Raw genomic sequence first — 13,453 nt, 5'->3', positions numbered from 1 at the left:
ACGGGCACCTACAAGGCGACGCACGGAAACTTCAGACAGCTCTGACGTAACGGCTAGTCTTTGTCCGTGTCACTCAGCCGTCGCACACTTCTGCTGGGAGCCGCGCTCGGTCTCGCCGGGTGTACCCAGCGCAAGGTCGAGGCACCCTCCGAACTGGTGCTCGCGACCGGGCCGGACGGTGCCGTCTTCCGCGAGGTCGGCGGCGCGCTGGCCGAGGCGCTCGAGGAACAGCTGCCCGGCACCAAGGTCATCCCGCTGCCCACCGGTGCGTCGGTCGAGAACCTCCAGCTGCTGAAGTCCGGCAAGGCGCAGCTCGCGTTGTCCTCTTTGGACCCCATCGACGACCCGAAGAGCGTCCGCGCGGTCGGGCGCCTCTACGACAGCTTCATGCAGATCGCGGTGCCGACGATCTCACCGATCGAGCAGTTCCGCGACCTGGCGGGCAAACGGATCTCGTTGGGCCCCAGCGGTTCCGGCACGGAGTTCACCACCACGCGGATGATGAACCACTTCAAGCTGTCCGCTTTGGACGAACGGATGGCGCACTCGGAGGCGTCCCGCCGGGTGGCCGACGGGTCGCTGGACGCGATGCTCGCGCTGACCGGCATCCCGACGCCCGCGATCACCGCGTTGAAGGGCAACGTGCGGCTGATCGACATCCCGAAGGAGGCGATCGAGTTCGCCGACACCTTCAAGGGCCCGTACATCCCGGCGACGATCCCGGGAAAGACCTACGAGGCGCTGCCGTCCAACCGGACGTTCGCGGTGCCGAACCTGCTGCTCGCGCACGAGTCGTTGAGCGCGGACGTCGTCGAGGTCGTCACCCGCACGGTGTTCACCGAGACCGCGCGGATCGTGGAGGGCCACCCGGAGGCGGCGCGGATCAACGTCCGCACCGGCATCGCGACCGGTCTGGTGCCGCTGCACGACGGCGCCGCGCGCTGGTTCCGGTCCGTCAAGCGCTGAGGGCGACCTTCACGTCGAGCCCAGGCCCGGCGTCGTGCAACGTGAGCTCGCCGCCCGCCGACGAGATCAGCTCGGCGCAGATCGCGAGCCCCATCCCGGTGCCGGCGACGTTCTGGTGCTTGGTGGCACGCCAGAACCGGTGCAGCGCCAGCTCCCGTTCCTCGTCGGTCAGACCGTCGCCGTTGTCGACGACGTGCAGCTCCCCCGCCTCGCCGATGATCCGTACCTCGGTGGCGTTGGCGAGCCGCAGCGCGTTGCTGACCAGCTCGTCCAGCACGCTGCCGAGCCCGCCGGGCGGTTCCTGCATGGTGAGCCCGGCGGGGACCTCGATCCTGAGGTCGACGCCGGAGGACTTCGCGAGCGCCTGCCAGGCCGGCCGGTGGGTGGCGAGCAGCTGGTCGATCTCGACGGGCTCGGTCTTGCGCGCGCTGTCCAGGCGGGTCGCGGCCAGCAGCGTGTCGAGCACCCGGCCCATCTCCTCGGCCTCCTCGACGGCGATCTGGTGCGCCTCGCGGCCGTGCTCGCCGTCCACGTGCGGCGAGAGGTTGTCGACGGCGAGCCGGAGACTGGCCAGCGGGTTGCGCAGCTGGTGCGACGCGTCGGCGACGAACGCCTTCTGCCTGTTCAGGGCCTTGCCGACGACGTCGACCATGGTGTTGAAACTGCGCGCGAGCCTGCGCAGCTCGGGAGGCCCGCCGACCTCGTCCGCGCGCACGTCCAGGTTGCCCGCCGCGACCGCCGCGGTGGCCTCGTCGAGCCTGCTGACCGGCCGCAGCACCCACCGCGACATCGGCCACGCGGCCGCGACCACGGCGAGCATCGGCGCGAGCCCTGCCAGCGCCATCAGCCCCCACTGCCGCAGCACCTCGGTCCGCAGCGCCCTCGTCGACGACACCGAGACGACCGCCGCCACCGCCTCGCTGTCCCTGCCGACCGGCTCGACGACGACCATCGGCCCGGTGCGCCACGGCCAGGCCGCGTAGGTGACGTCGGGCTGGATGCCGTTGAGCGCCGCGTTGAGGACGGTGGTGACCTCGGGGTCGTTGGTCGGGTTGAAGCCTTGACGCGAGGTCAGCAGCACCCGCTTGTCGGCGCTCACCAGCGCCACCGGGATGTCGAAGAGCTGGTCGTACTGCTGGAACTCGGAGTCGAGCGCGGTGAGCCGGTCCGACTGCAGCCCGCTCTCGGCCAGCGAGGCGAACCGGCTGGCGTCACCGAGCCGGTCGAGGTACGTGGTCTGGGTCTCGCGCTGCACCACCGCGGACGCGAGCGGGATGCCGAGCGCCGCGACCAGTGCGACGAGCAGCGGAACGGTGATGACGAGCAGTCGGCGGAGCATCAGCCGTGATTGTTCCGCAACAGGCTGTGGATGTCTCTCGGAGCTAGGTCACGCCGCCAGCCGGTAGCCGACGCCCCTCACGGTCTCGATCTTCACGTGCTCGCCGAGCTTGCCGCGCAACGCCGCGATGTGCGTGTCGAGCGTCCGCGACGGCGCCTCCCAGTGCGCCTGCCACACCTGGTCGACGATGAAGTCGCGGCTCACCACCTCACCCGCCCTGGTCGCGAGCAGGGCGAGGAGGTCGAACTCCTTGCGGGTCAACGACAACGGCGCGCCCGCCAGCGTCACGGCCCTGGTCGCCGGGGAGATCTGCAACGCTCCCACCTGGACGGACGTGTCGCTCTCCGGCCCGGCGCGGTGCGTGCGGGTGCGGCGCAGCACGGCCTCGATGCGGGCGAGCAGCTCGGACGTGCCGAACGGCTTCACCACGTAGTCGTCGGCACCCGCCCGCAGCCCGAGCACGCGTTCGCGCTCCTCGCCGCGGGCGGTCACCGTGATCACCGCCGTGCCCGGACGGTGCCGCAGCTCCCGCAGCACGTCCAGACCGTCGCCGTCGGGCAGGCCGAGGTCGAGCAGCACGACGTCAGCCGGTGCGGCTTTGAGAGCGTCGGCGGCCGTGGCCACCCGATGCACCTCGTAGCCGGCGTGCCGCAGTGCGGTCAGCAGGCCTCTGGCCACCCGGTCGTCATCCTCGACGACGAGCACGCGCACAGATCACTCCGGTTTGACGGACTCCGTGGAGTTGACGGGCTCCTTGGCAGTCTCTTCTTCCTTCACGTCGTCGGACTTCTCTTCAACGACGTCTTCAGGCTCCGCGGCGGGTTCGGCGTCTTCCGGCTTGGCGGCCGCTCGCAACGCCTCGATGTCCTCGCGCTCACCGCGCGACCGGGCGAGGATGAAGTAGACGACCGCGCCGATGAACACCAGCACCGACACGAACACGTTGACGCGCGTGCCGAAGATCAGCGTCGCCTCGTCCGTGCGCATCAGCTCGATCCACGTCCGCCCGGCCGTGTAGCCCGCGACGTAGAGAGCGAACACCCGTCCGTGACCCAGCCGGAACTTGCGGTCGGCCCACACGATCAGCAGTGCGACACCGAGGTTCCACAGCAGCTCGTAGAGGAACGTCGGGTGCACGACCTGGATCGGCGTGTGGTCGATCGCCACACCGGCCAGCGCGTCGTCCCGCCCGTCCGGCGTGACGCGGCGGTAGATCTCCAGACCCCACGGCAACGTCGTGTCGCCGCCGTAGAGCTCCTGGTTGAAGTAGTTGCCGAGACGGCCGATGGCCTGCGCCACGACGATGCCGGGAGCGAGCGCGTCCGCCATCGCGGGCAGCGGGATGCCCTTGCGCCGGCAGCCGATCCACGCACCCACCGCACCGAGGGCGATCGCGCCCCAGATGCCGAGACCACCGTTCCAGATCTCGAGCGCCGCGAGGGGGTTCTTCCCCGGCCCGAAGTACTTCTGGTTGTCCGTGATGACGTGGTAGAGCCGCCCGCCGACGAGGCCGAACGGCACCGCCCACACGGCGATGTCGGTCACCTCGCCCTTGATGCCTCCGCGGGCAACCCAGCGGCGCTCACCCCACCAGATGGCGACGATGATGCCGGCGATGATGCACAGCGCGTAGGCCCTGATGGGGAGCGGACCGAGGTACCACACACCTTGGTCGGGGCTCGGGATCGTGGCCAGGATGCCGTTCAACACGTCGCTCACCGTACCGGTGGGTCCCCTGACGTCTCCTGGCGACGCTCCTTCGTTAGGGGTTCGCGACCTAGGTGAGCTTCGCATGAGGTTCTTAGGGGGTTCGTGATCGTCGAGCCGAGATACTCGTCGCATGACTGTCCTGGTGGTCGGCGGCGGTATCGGTGGTCTGGCAACAGCACTCGGACTGGCTCGGGCGGGGCACCGCGTGACGGTCCTGGAGGCCGCCGCGGTGTTCGAGGAAATCGGCGCCGGTATCCAGGTGGGGCCGAACGGGTTCCGGATGCTCGACTCGCTGGGCGTCGGCCCGGTGGTCCGTTCGCGAGCCGTGCACGTCGACTCGTTGCGGCTGCGCTGCGGGGTGTCCGGCGCGCTGATCTCGTCGTTAGCCCTGGACTCCGGTTTTCAGTCGCGGTTCGGGACGTATGCCGTGGTGCACCGCAACGACGTGCTGACGCCGTTGCTCGACGCGTGCCAGAACGACGAGCGCGTCGACCTGCGGGTCAACAGCGGCGTCGAGGCCTACACGCAGGACTCTTCTTCGGTTACCGCGGTGCTGCGATCAGGCGAGTTGGTCGAAGGGACGGCGCTGGTCGGCGCCGACGGGTTGCGCTCGGCTGTGCGCCGTCAGCTCGTGGGTGACGGCGATCCGCAGGTGTCCGGGCACACGACGTTCCGCGCGGTCATCCCCGCTGCTGACGTGCCTGCCGCTTTGAAGGAGAACGTCGTCACGCTGTGGGCGGGGCCGCGCTACCACGTCGTTTGGTACGTCATCGCTGGTGGGCGGTACGTGAACCTCGTGGCGACGACCGACAACGGCGCTGCGGACCCGATGACCGGCAAGCCCGTCGAGCACGACGACGTGGTGCGGCACTTCCAGCCGTTGTGCGCCGAGGCCGCGCAGATCATGGAGCTGGCCGACGAGTGGCGAGCGTGGGTGCTGTGCGACCGCGAGCCGGTGTCTACCTGGCAGGACTCGCGCGTCGTGCTGCTCGGCGACGCTGCCCACCCCGTGCTGCAGTACGCGGCTCAGGGTGCGTGCCAGGCGTTGGAGGACGCCGTGTGTTTGGCCTCGACGTTCGACCCGCAGGACGTGGTTGGCTCTTTTGCGCGTTATGTCTCAATGCGAAGTGCTCGGACCGCGCGCGTCCACCACGTCTCACGGTTGATGGGACGCGAGGTTTACCACCCGGCCGGTGCCGCCGCCGACGCCCGCAACGCGATGTTCGCCTCGTGGACCACGGCTGACCTGCACGAACAGCTGGAGTGGCTCTACGGCTAGAACTTGATGGTGACCGGGAACGGCTTCTCGATCTCCAGCACGCCGTCCACGCTCTTGGCGATCTCGACGTACTCGGTGCCCTGGAGTTCGAGCAGTGTCGCCTCGGCGATCCGCGGCTCGGGATCGACGATCATGTAGAACTGCACGCCGGCTTGGGCGTACAACTCGCGCTTCAGACCCCGGTCGTTCAGCCGCGTGGCCGGCGAGAGCACCTCGCCGATGAGCACTACGTCCGAGACGGGGAACATCACGCCGGCCTCACGTCGATTCACGACGGTGAAGTCCGGAATCAGCAGACGCCCGCTGGCGAGGAGGACGTTCAGCTCGACCGTCGCCTTGAGGTGGTCCGGGCATGCCGGGCGCAGGGCGGCCGCAGCGTCCAACACCAAGTCCTGGTGTCGGCAGGACCCCAACGGGCTCACGAGAAGCATCCCGTCGACGAGTTCAACGCGCTGACTGTTGTCCTCCGGCAATGACAGGACGTCGTCGAGCGTCCAGGGGCCCACGTGCCTCGGCAGCAGGTAAGCGGCTGGTGCCACTTCAGCTGGAGCCGCCACAGGGCATCACCTCCGAAAACCGCCCGGCGACCACCAGTGTGGCACGCCGGGCGGGTAGCTGGCTTGTGCATACAGCCATTTTCGTGGTTGGACGAACTCCAAGCCATCACACGATCGCGGCTGCTGAACGCACGCCTTTCGCCAGGTCAGCGGTCAGAGCACGCACCGCGGCCTCGCCCTCGTTCACCGCCGACACGAACGCCGACCCGACGATCACACCGTCCGCGTACCCGGCGATCTCGGCGGCCTGCGCCCCGGACTTCACGCCCAGTCCGACGCCAACCGGAATCGACGAGTGCGCCCGCACCCGTGCGACGAGTTCCGGCGCCTGGTGCGACACCACGTCACGAGCACCGGTCACGCCCATGACCGCCGTTGCATACAAAAACCCGGACGACGCGCGAGCCGTCATCTCGATGCGGTCCTCGGTCGACGACGGCGCCACCAGGAACGTCCGGTCCAGCCCGTGCGCCTCGGACGCGGCCATCCAGTCCGCGGCCTCGTCCGGCACCAGGTCCGGCGTGATCAGCCCGAGCCCACCGGCCGCCTTGAGGTCACGTGCGAACGCGTCCACGCCGTACTTCAGCACCGGGTTCCAGTACGTCATCACGACCGCACGGCCACCGGCGTCGGCGACCGCGGTGACGACGTCGAACACGTCGCGCACCCGGAAACCAGCGCTCAGAGCCTGCTCGGCGGCGTGCTGGATCGTCGGGCCGTCCATCACGGGGTCGGAGTAGGGCAGGCCGACCTCGATCAGGTCGCAGCCGGACTCGACCATCGCGCGCAGGTAGTCCTTGGAGCCTTCGACCGTGGGAAAACCGGCTGGCAGGTAGCCGACCAGCGCGGCCCGCGACTCGGCCTTGGCCGTCGCGAAAACCTCAGACAACGACATCAGGCCTGTCCCCCGTCAGCGAGGCCGAAGTACTTGACGGCCGTGTCCATGTCCTTGTCGCCACGCCCGGAGAGGTTGACGACCAGCAGGCCGTCCGTTCCGAGCTCCTGGCCGAGCTTCAAAGCACCTGCCAGCGCGTGCGACGACTCGATCGCCGGGATGATGCCCTCGGTCCGCGACAGCAGCGCGAACGCGTCCATCGCCTCGGCGTCGGTCACCGGGAAGTACTCGGCGCGGCCGATGTCCTTCAGGTGCGAGTGCTCGGGACCCACGCCGGGGTAGTCGAGACCCGCGGAGATCGAGTGGGCCTCGGTGATCTGGCCGTCCTCGTCCTGCATCACGTACGACATCGCGCCGTGCAGCGAGCCGGGCGTGCCGGCCGTCAGCGTCGCGCCGTGGCTGCCGGTCTCGACACCCGCGCCACCCGGCTCGACACCGACCAGGCGCACGTCCGCGTCGTCGATGAAGCCGTGGAAGATGCCGATCGCGTTCGACCCGCCACCCACGCACGCGACGACCGCGTCGGGCAGGCGGCCGGTCTTCTCCAGGATCTGCTCGCGCGCCTCTATGCCGATGATCCGGTGGAAGTCGCGGACCAGCAGCGGGAACGGGTGCGGGCCCGCCGCCGTGCCGAGCAGGTAATGCGTCTCGTCGACGTTGGTGACCCAGTCGCGCAACGCCTCGTTGATCGCGTCCTTCAGGGTGCGCGAGCCGGACTTCACCGGGATGACCTCGGCGCCCAGCAGTCGCATGCGGGCGACGTTGAGCGCCTGCCGTTCGGTGTCGACCTCGCCCATGTAGACGACGCAGTCGAGGCCGAGCAGCGCGCACGCCGTCGCGGTCGCAACGCCGTGCTGCCCGGCGCCGGTCTCCGCGATCACGCGCTTCTTGCCCATGCGCTTGGTGAGCAGCGCCTGGCCGAGCACGTTGTTGATCTTGTGCGAACCGGTGTGGTTCAGGTCCTCGCGCTTGAGGAAGACGCGCGTGCCGGCGTGCTCCGCGAACTTCGGGGCCTCCGTCAGCAGCGACGGGCGGCCCGCGAAGTCCTTCAGCAGGCGCTGGAACTCGTTCACGAAGTCCGGGTCGATGCGCGCCTTGTCGTACTCGGCGGCCAGCTCGTCCACCGCCGCGATCAGGGCCTCCGGAACGAACCGGCCACCCCACGGGCCGAAGTGGCCACGGTCGTCGGGATCGTGCGGCGTGGGCGAGAACTGGCCCATCGAGCGACTCCTCTATCGGCTGGGCCGCGGGCACGCGGGGTGCGAGCCGGCGGTCACGAGCTTGTTCACGGCGGCCTTGGGGTCGCCGCTGGTCACCAGGCTTTCGCCGACGAGCACCGCGTCGGCACCCGCTCCGGCGTACGCCATCAGGTCGCCGGGCCCGGTCACGCCCGACTCGGCGATCTTGATCGTCTCGAAGGGTAGTCCGGGAGCGATGCGGCCGAAAACGTCTTTATCCACCTCGAGCGTGTGGAGGTTGCGCGCGTTCACCCCGATGACGGACGACCCGGCTTCGAGAGCGCGGTCGGCCTCCTCGGCGGTGTGCACCTCGACCAGCGCCGTCATCCCGAGGGACTCCACCCGGTCGAGCAGCGACACCAGCGCGTTCTGCTCCAGCGCCGCCACGATCAGCAGCACCAGGTCCGCGCCGTGCATGCGCGCTTCGTGAACCTGGTACGGCGACACGATGAAGTCCTTGCGCAGCATGGGGATCTTCACCGTCCTGCGCACCGCGTCGAAGTCGGCGAGCGACCCGCCGAACCGCCGCTGCTCGGTGAGCACGCTGATGACCGACGCGCCACCCGCCTCGTAGGCGGCCGCCAGCTCGGCAGGCTCCGGGATCTCCGCCAGCGCGCCCTTGGAGGGGCTGCGGCGCTTGACCTCGGCGATGACACCCACGTTGGGCCCGCGCAGCACAGACATCACGTCGAGCGGCGGGGCTGCCTTGGCCGCGCGCTCCTTGAGGACGTCGAAGGACAACTGAGCCTCGCGAGCGGCGAGATCCTCACGCACACCTTCGAGGATCGACTCGAGAACCGTCACAGTCTTGCTCCCCTTCCCGCTATGGGGATGCTAACCCCGGCGGAGTAACGCCCCAGCCACCGGGGGTTCAGTGTCGATGCAGCTAGCCGAGGTTGTGCACGTGTCACATGCGTGAACGCGGATGGATGATCTTCACTCGTTCGAGGAAGGTCCGCCGGGGGCCTTATCGTCGGTCGGATCATCTCCACGCTCCAGCGCGCGCCACATGTCGGTCTCGGGGTCGGTCTTGCGGGTCTTCTGCCCGCCTACCCCGATCTTCGGCATCCGGGCCCCCAGCGCTACCTGAAGCGCGCCGGAACCCGCCACGAGCACGCCGCCGACGATCGCGAGCCAGTGGCCGTTGAACGCCGCCGCGACGCCCACGACGATCAGCAACACGCCGAGGATCCGGCGTGCCACGCCGCTGAGCGCCACTGCCGCCGCGACCGCCGCGAGGCTCAGCAGCGCGAGCGGCACGGAGCCCGCGCCCCAGAAGGCACCCGCCGCACCCACGAGCAGGAGTGCGGCGATCCACAGTGGACTAGCTTTCAACGGCGGGCCGCATCGTCTGGGCCGTGGCGATCGCGGCCAGCACGGCGCCCGCCTTGTTGAGGCACTCGTTGTCCTCGGCCAGCGGGTCCGAGTCGGCCACGATGCCGCCACCGGCCTGCACGTAGGCCACTCCATCGCGCACGAGAGCGGTCCGGATGGCGATGGCGGTGTCCGCGTCCCCGGCGAAGTCGAAATAGCCCACAACGCCGCCGTAGAGGCCACGACGGGTGGGTTCCAGCTCCTCGATGAGCTCCATCGCGCGCGGCTTCGGCGCACCGGACAGCGTGCCGGCCGGGAAGCAGGCCGCGACCGCGTCGTAGGCGGTCTTGCCCTCGGCGAGCTCACCGGTCACGGTCGACACGATGTGCATGACGTGGCTGTACCGCTCGACCTTGAAGAAGTCGACGACGTGCACCGAACCCGGCTTGCAGACGCGGCCCAGGTCGTTGCGGCCGAGGTCGACGAGCATCAGGTGCTCGGCGCGTTCCTTGTGGTCGGCGAGGAGGTCCTTCTCCAGCAGCGCGTCCTCTTCGGGGTCCTCGCTGCGCCAGCGGGTGCCCGCGATGGGGTGCGTGGTCGCCTTGCCGTCGCGCACCGTCACCAGCGACTCGGGGCTGGAACCCACGATGTCGAAGCCTTCGAGGCGCAGCAGGTACATGTACGGGCTGGGGTTGGTCGCGCGCAGCACCCGGTAGATGTCGAGCGCGTCGGCGTCCGTCTCGATCTCGAACCGCTGCGACACGACGACCTGGAACGCCTCGCCCGCCCGGATGGCCTCCTTGGCCTTCTCGACGGCCGCGAAGTGCTCGGCCTGCGAACGCCGGCGCCGGAACTCGGGCTTGGGCCTCGAGAACACCGCGGCGGTCGGCGGCGCGGGCGTGTGCAGCTGCGTCGTCATCTCGTCGAGCCGGCGCACCGCGTCGTCGTACGCCTCGTCGACGCGCTCGGGCGAGTCGTCCCAGTTGATCGCGTTGGCGATCAGCGTGACGGAGCCCTCGTGGTGGTCGAACGCGGCCATGTCGGTCGCGAGCAGCATGACCAGCTCGGGAAGCTGCAGGTCGTCCTCGGCGATGACCGGCAGCCGCTCCAGCCTGCGCACCGCGTCGTAGCCGATGTAGCCGACCATGCCGCCGGTCAGCGGGGGCATGCCGGGCAACGGGTCGGTGCGCAACACCTCGATGGTCTCGCGCAGCACCTGCAGCGGGTCACCACCGTCCGGCAGACCAACAGGCCGCGTCCCCGTCCAGTACGCCTCGCCCCCGGTCGCCGTGAGCGCGGCGGAGGACCTCACCCCGACGAACGACCAGCGCACCCACGAGCGCCCGTTCTCGGCCGACTCGAGGAGGAACGTGCCAGGCCTGTCCGCGGCCAGCTTGCGGTAGAGGCCGACGGGCGTCTCCGCGTCCGCCAGCAGCTTGCGCACCACCGGAATCACCCGGCGGTTGACCGCCAGCTCGCGGAACTCCTCACGCGTGGGGCTCACGGCCCCCAGACCAGCGGCGGCCACAGCCCCGATGACGCTCACCATGCCGGTAATTGTTGCATAAATTCAACATCTGTTGAACTATGACCCGTGTGGAGCAAGTCAACCAGAAACGGCGGGGCCGCCGCGCCGCGGGCGAGGACACCAGAGCGGCCCTGATCGCCGCGGCCCGCGAGACCTTCGTCGAAAAGGGCTACGACGGCGCCACGGTCCGCGCGATCGCCGCCCGCGCCGGCGTCGACGCCGCCATGGTCAACCACTGGTTCGGCGGCAAGGAAGGCCTGTTCGCCGCGGCCGTGCTGCAACTCCCCTTCGACCCGTCGGAGATCCTCAAGAGGTTGCTGGACGGCCCCGTGGAGCAGGCGGGCGAGCGCATCATCCGCACCTTCGTGGGCGTGTGGGACGCGACCGGCGGCGGCACCTTCGCCGCCCTGATCCGCAGCGTCACGAGCCACCAGGAAGTCGCGAACGCACTCCGCTCGTTCTTCCTCAACGCGATCTTCAAGAACCTGCTGGCGGAGATCGACGTCGACCAGCGCGAGCTGCGGGCGACGTTGTGCGCCACACAGATGGTCGGGCTCGGCATCGTCCGCTACGTCGTGCACTTCGAACCGCTGGCGTCGGTCGACCCGGAGACCGTGGTGCGCGCGGTGGCGCCGAACATCCAGCGCTACCTGACGGGCCCACTGGACTAGGCGTCGGCGAGCAGCACCGTGGCGTCGAAGCACGTGCGGTCGCCCGTGTGGCACGCGGCGCCCACCTGGTCGACGATCAGCAGCAGCGTGTCGCCGTCGCAGTCGAGGCGGACCTCGTGCACGTACTGGGTGTGGCCGGACGTCTCGCCCTTCACCCACAGCTGCTGACGGCTGCGTGAGTAGTAGGTGGCGCGGCGCGTGGTGAGGGTGCGGTGCAGGGCCTCGTCGTCCATCCACGCGACCATGAGCACCTCACGCGTGTCACGCTGCTGGGCGACCGCGCACACCAGGCCGTCCGGGGTGCGCTTGAGCCTGGCGGAGATGGCGGGATCGAGCGGGGTGCTCAACGGGGTCCTCCCAGGTGTTCGCGAGCGGGTCCGGTGTTGAGCAGGACCACTCCGTAGATGTGCACTGCGGACAGCACTCCGGACGCGACGCGTGCCCACGCCGGTCCGTCGGCCAGCACGATCACGAGGTTCAGCAGCGCGACGAGGATGAACACGACCATCGCCGGGTAGTGCATGAATTTGAGGCGCAGCAACAAGGCTGCCGCCACGGGCAGTTCGACGGCGGCGACGAACGACGGCAGCTTCAGCACGTCGGCGTCCCCGGTCGCGCGCCACAGGACGAGTCCGACGACGAAGAACACCACCGCCCCGCCGAGCGCGACCGCCGAGGCCACCCGCACCTCGACCGGGCTCATCGCACCACGACGCCCGCCTGGCGCAGGCCGTCCTTGACCTCGCCGATGCGGAGCTGCCCGAAGTGGAACACGCTGGCCGCCAGCACGGCGTCCGCACCGGCCTGCACGGCCGGCGGGAAGTGGTCGATCGCGCCGGCGCCGCCGCTCGCGATCAACGGCACGTCGACCTCGCGGCGCACCAGCTCGATCAACTCCAGGTCGAACCCGGCCTTGGTGCCGTCGGCGTCCATCGAGTTCAGCAGGATCTCGCCGACGCCCAGCTCCTGGCCCCGCGCGGCCCACTCGACGGCGTCGATGCCGGTGCCGTTGCGGCCTCCGTGAGTGGTGACCTCGAAGCCGGTGCCGCCGGGCACGCGCCGCGCGTCGACCGACAGCACGATGCACTGCGCCCCGTACCGCTCCGAGCACTCCCTGAGCAGCTCGGGCCGCGCGATGGCCGCCGTGTTGAGGCTGACCTTGTCCGCACCCGCCCTGAGCAGCTTGTTCACGTCCTCGGGGCTGCGCACGCCGCCGCCGACCGTGAGCGGGATGAACACCTGCTCGGCCGTGCGCCGGACCACGTCGAACGTCGTCTCGCGGTCGCCGCTGCTGGCCGTCACGTCGAGGAACGTCAGCTCGTCCGCACCCTCGGCGTCGTACGCCCTGGCCAGCTCGACGGGATCGCCCGCGTCGACGAGGTTCGTGAAGTTGACGCCCTTCACCACCCGGCCCCGGTCGACGTCGAGACAGGGGATGACGCGAACAGCCACTGACATGCGCGAAAGCCTACAAGGGACGCCTGAGGACTACGCTGCGGCGCCATGATCACCGAGTTGGGCGAGGGCCAGTACCTGCTGCTGACGACTTTCCGCAAGGACGGCACCCCGGTGCCCACGCCGGTCTGGGTCGCACCCGGACCCACCGAAGACGTGATCTACGCCTGGAGCGCCAAGGACACGGGCAAGGTCAAGCGAATCCGGCGCAGCGGCGACGTGGAGATCGGGCCGTGCGACCTGCGCGGCAACCCGAAGGGTCCGTCGATCAAGGCACGCGCCCGGCTGATGGACGACGACGCCAGTGACGACGTCCGCTCCCGCATCGTGAAGAAGTACGGCTTCATGGGCTGGTTGACGATGACCGGCAGCAAGGTGCGGCGTGGCCGGACCGGCACGGTCGGCATCGAGATCACCGCTTCGGCCTGACGTCGTCAACGTTGATTCGCCCTGGTCAACATTGATCGCCCGAATCAACGTTGACTCAACATTGACGCGCCG

Annotated in this window: 16 protein-coding genes; 4 read left to right on the top strand and 12 right to left on the bottom strand. The window is 69.5% G+C overall.

Annotation, left to right across the window (positions count from 1 at the left end; all coding sequences use genetic code 11):
* Positions 1–66: 66 nt before the first annotated feature.
* A complete protein-coding gene (locus AB0M24_RS35645; RefSeq protein ID WP_363777874.1) occupies positions 67–966 on the top strand; it encodes a TAXI family TRAP transporter solute-binding subunit in 900 nt (299 codons plus the stop codon).
* Here AB0M24_RS35645 and AB0M24_RS35640 read toward each other — a convergent pair.
* The 3 genes from AB0M24_RS35640 to lgt are packed head-to-tail and all read right to left on the bottom strand — an operon-like array spanning position 956 to position 4,012.
* The gene (locus tag AB0M24_RS35640) at positions 956–2,305 is read right to left on the bottom strand and encodes a HAMP domain-containing sensor histidine kinase (protein WP_363777873.1); all 1,350 of its coding nucleotides are present in this window, start codon (positions 2,303–2,305) and stop codon (positions 956–958) included. The two genes, AB0M24_RS35645 and AB0M24_RS35640, sit on opposite strands and share 11 nt — an antisense overlap.
* Before the next feature lie 48 nt (positions 2,306–2,353).
* Complete coding sequence (locus tag AB0M24_RS35635; RefSeq protein WP_363777872.1) at positions 2,354–3,016, bottom strand: response regulator transcription factor; 663 nt, start codon at positions 3,014–3,016, stop codon at positions 2,354–2,356.
* Positions 3,017–3,019: 3 nt separating this feature from the next.
* Positions 3,020–4,012, bottom strand: a complete 993-nt coding sequence (lgt, locus tag AB0M24_RS35630; RefSeq protein ID WP_363777920.1) for a prolipoprotein diacylglyceryl transferase — start codon at positions 4,010–4,012, stop codon at positions 3,020–3,022.
* Between the two features lie 133 nt (positions 4,013–4,145).
* Between lgt and AB0M24_RS35625 the strand changes: the two genes are divergently transcribed.
* Complete coding sequence (locus tag AB0M24_RS35625; RefSeq protein ID WP_363777871.1) at positions 4,146–5,294, top strand: FAD-dependent monooxygenase; 1,149 nt, start codon at positions 4,146–4,148, stop codon at positions 5,292–5,294.
* Here AB0M24_RS35625 and AB0M24_RS35620 read toward each other — a convergent pair.
* The 6 genes from AB0M24_RS35620 to AB0M24_RS35595 all read right to left on the bottom strand — a co-directional run bounded on the left by AB0M24_RS35620 (position 5,291) and on the right by AB0M24_RS35595 (position 10,847).
* Positions 5,291–5,851, bottom strand: a complete 561-nt coding sequence (locus AB0M24_RS35620) for a Uma2 family endonuclease (protein ID WP_363777870.1) — start codon at positions 5,849–5,851, stop codon at positions 5,291–5,293. The genes AB0M24_RS35625 and AB0M24_RS35620 overlap by 4 nt on opposite strands.
* A 106-nt stretch (positions 5,852–5,957) precedes the next feature.
* Positions 5,958–6,749, bottom strand: coding sequence for a tryptophan synthase subunit alpha (gene trpA / locus AB0M24_RS35615; RefSeq protein WP_363777919.1), 792 nt, complete (start codon positions 6,747–6,749; stop codon positions 5,958–5,960).
* On the bottom strand, positions 6,746–7,966 hold the full coding sequence (gene trpB, locus AB0M24_RS35610; protein WP_363777869.1) for a tryptophan synthase subunit beta: 1,221 nt from the start codon (positions 7,964–7,966) through the stop codon (positions 6,746–6,748). Before trpB ends, trpA begins: the two co-directional genes overlap by 4 nt.
* 12 nt (positions 7,967–7,978) lie before the next feature.
* Positions 7,979–8,788, bottom strand: a complete 810-nt coding sequence (gene trpC / locus AB0M24_RS35605) for an indole-3-glycerol phosphate synthase TrpC (RefSeq protein WP_363777868.1) — start codon at positions 8,786–8,788, stop codon at positions 7,979–7,981.
* A gap of 132 nt (positions 8,789–8,920) precedes the next feature.
* The gene (locus AB0M24_RS35600; protein WP_363777867.1) at positions 8,921–9,319 is read right to left on the bottom strand and encodes a hypothetical protein; all 399 of its coding nucleotides are present in this window, start codon (positions 9,317–9,319) and stop codon (positions 8,921–8,923) included.
* Positions 9,309–10,847 carry an anthranilate synthase component I gene (locus AB0M24_RS35595; RefSeq protein WP_363777866.1) on the bottom strand — a complete coding sequence of 513 codons (1,539 nt, stop codon included), beginning with the start codon at positions 10,845–10,847 and terminating at the stop codon, positions 9,309–9,311. The genes AB0M24_RS35600 and AB0M24_RS35595 overlap by 11 nt, the downstream gene beginning before the upstream one ends.
* Positions 10,848–10,885: 38 nt before the next feature.
* On the opposite strand from AB0M24_RS35595, the gene AB0M24_RS35590 reads away from it, so the two are divergent.
* Positions 10,886–11,497, top strand: coding sequence for a TetR family transcriptional regulator (locus tag AB0M24_RS35590; protein ID WP_363777865.1), 612 nt, complete (start codon positions 10,886–10,888; stop codon positions 11,495–11,497).
* Here AB0M24_RS35590 and hisI read toward each other — a convergent pair.
* The 3 genes from hisI to hisF are packed head-to-tail and all read right to left on the bottom strand — an operon-like array spanning position 11,494 to position 12,955.
* The gene (hisI, locus tag AB0M24_RS35585) at positions 11,494–11,844 is read right to left on the bottom strand and encodes a phosphoribosyl-AMP cyclohydrolase (RefSeq protein WP_363777864.1); all 351 of its coding nucleotides are present in this window, start codon (positions 11,842–11,844) and stop codon (positions 11,494–11,496) included. The genes AB0M24_RS35590 and hisI overlap by 4 nt on opposite strands.
* The gene (locus AB0M24_RS35580; RefSeq protein WP_363777863.1) at positions 11,841–12,200 is read right to left on the bottom strand and encodes a hypothetical protein; all 360 of its coding nucleotides are present in this window, start codon (positions 12,198–12,200) and stop codon (positions 11,841–11,843) included. Before AB0M24_RS35580 ends, hisI begins: the two co-directional genes overlap by 4 nt.
* Positions 12,197–12,955 (bottom strand): imidazole glycerol phosphate synthase subunit HisF, encoded by a 759-nt coding sequence (hisF, locus tag AB0M24_RS35575; RefSeq protein WP_363777862.1) that lies wholly within the window; start codon positions 12,953–12,955, stop codon positions 12,197–12,199. Before hisF ends, AB0M24_RS35580 begins: the two co-directional genes overlap by 4 nt.
* 45 nt (positions 12,956–13,000) lie before the next feature.
* Between hisF and AB0M24_RS35570 the strand changes: the two genes are divergently transcribed.
* Entirely contained in the window at positions 13,001–13,381 is a 381-nt protein-coding gene (locus tag AB0M24_RS35570) for a PPOX class F420-dependent oxidoreductase (protein ID WP_363777861.1), read from the top strand.
* Positions 13,382–13,453 lie beyond the last annotated feature (72 nt).

The sequence above is a fragment of the Lentzea sp. NPDC051838 genome (assembly GCF_040681245.1).
GTDB lineage: Bacteria > Actinomycetota > Actinomycetes > Mycobacteriales > Pseudonocardiaceae > Lentzea.
Note: the sequence above shows the minus strand (reverse complement) of the source record. Positions and strands in the feature narration are given on the sequence as shown.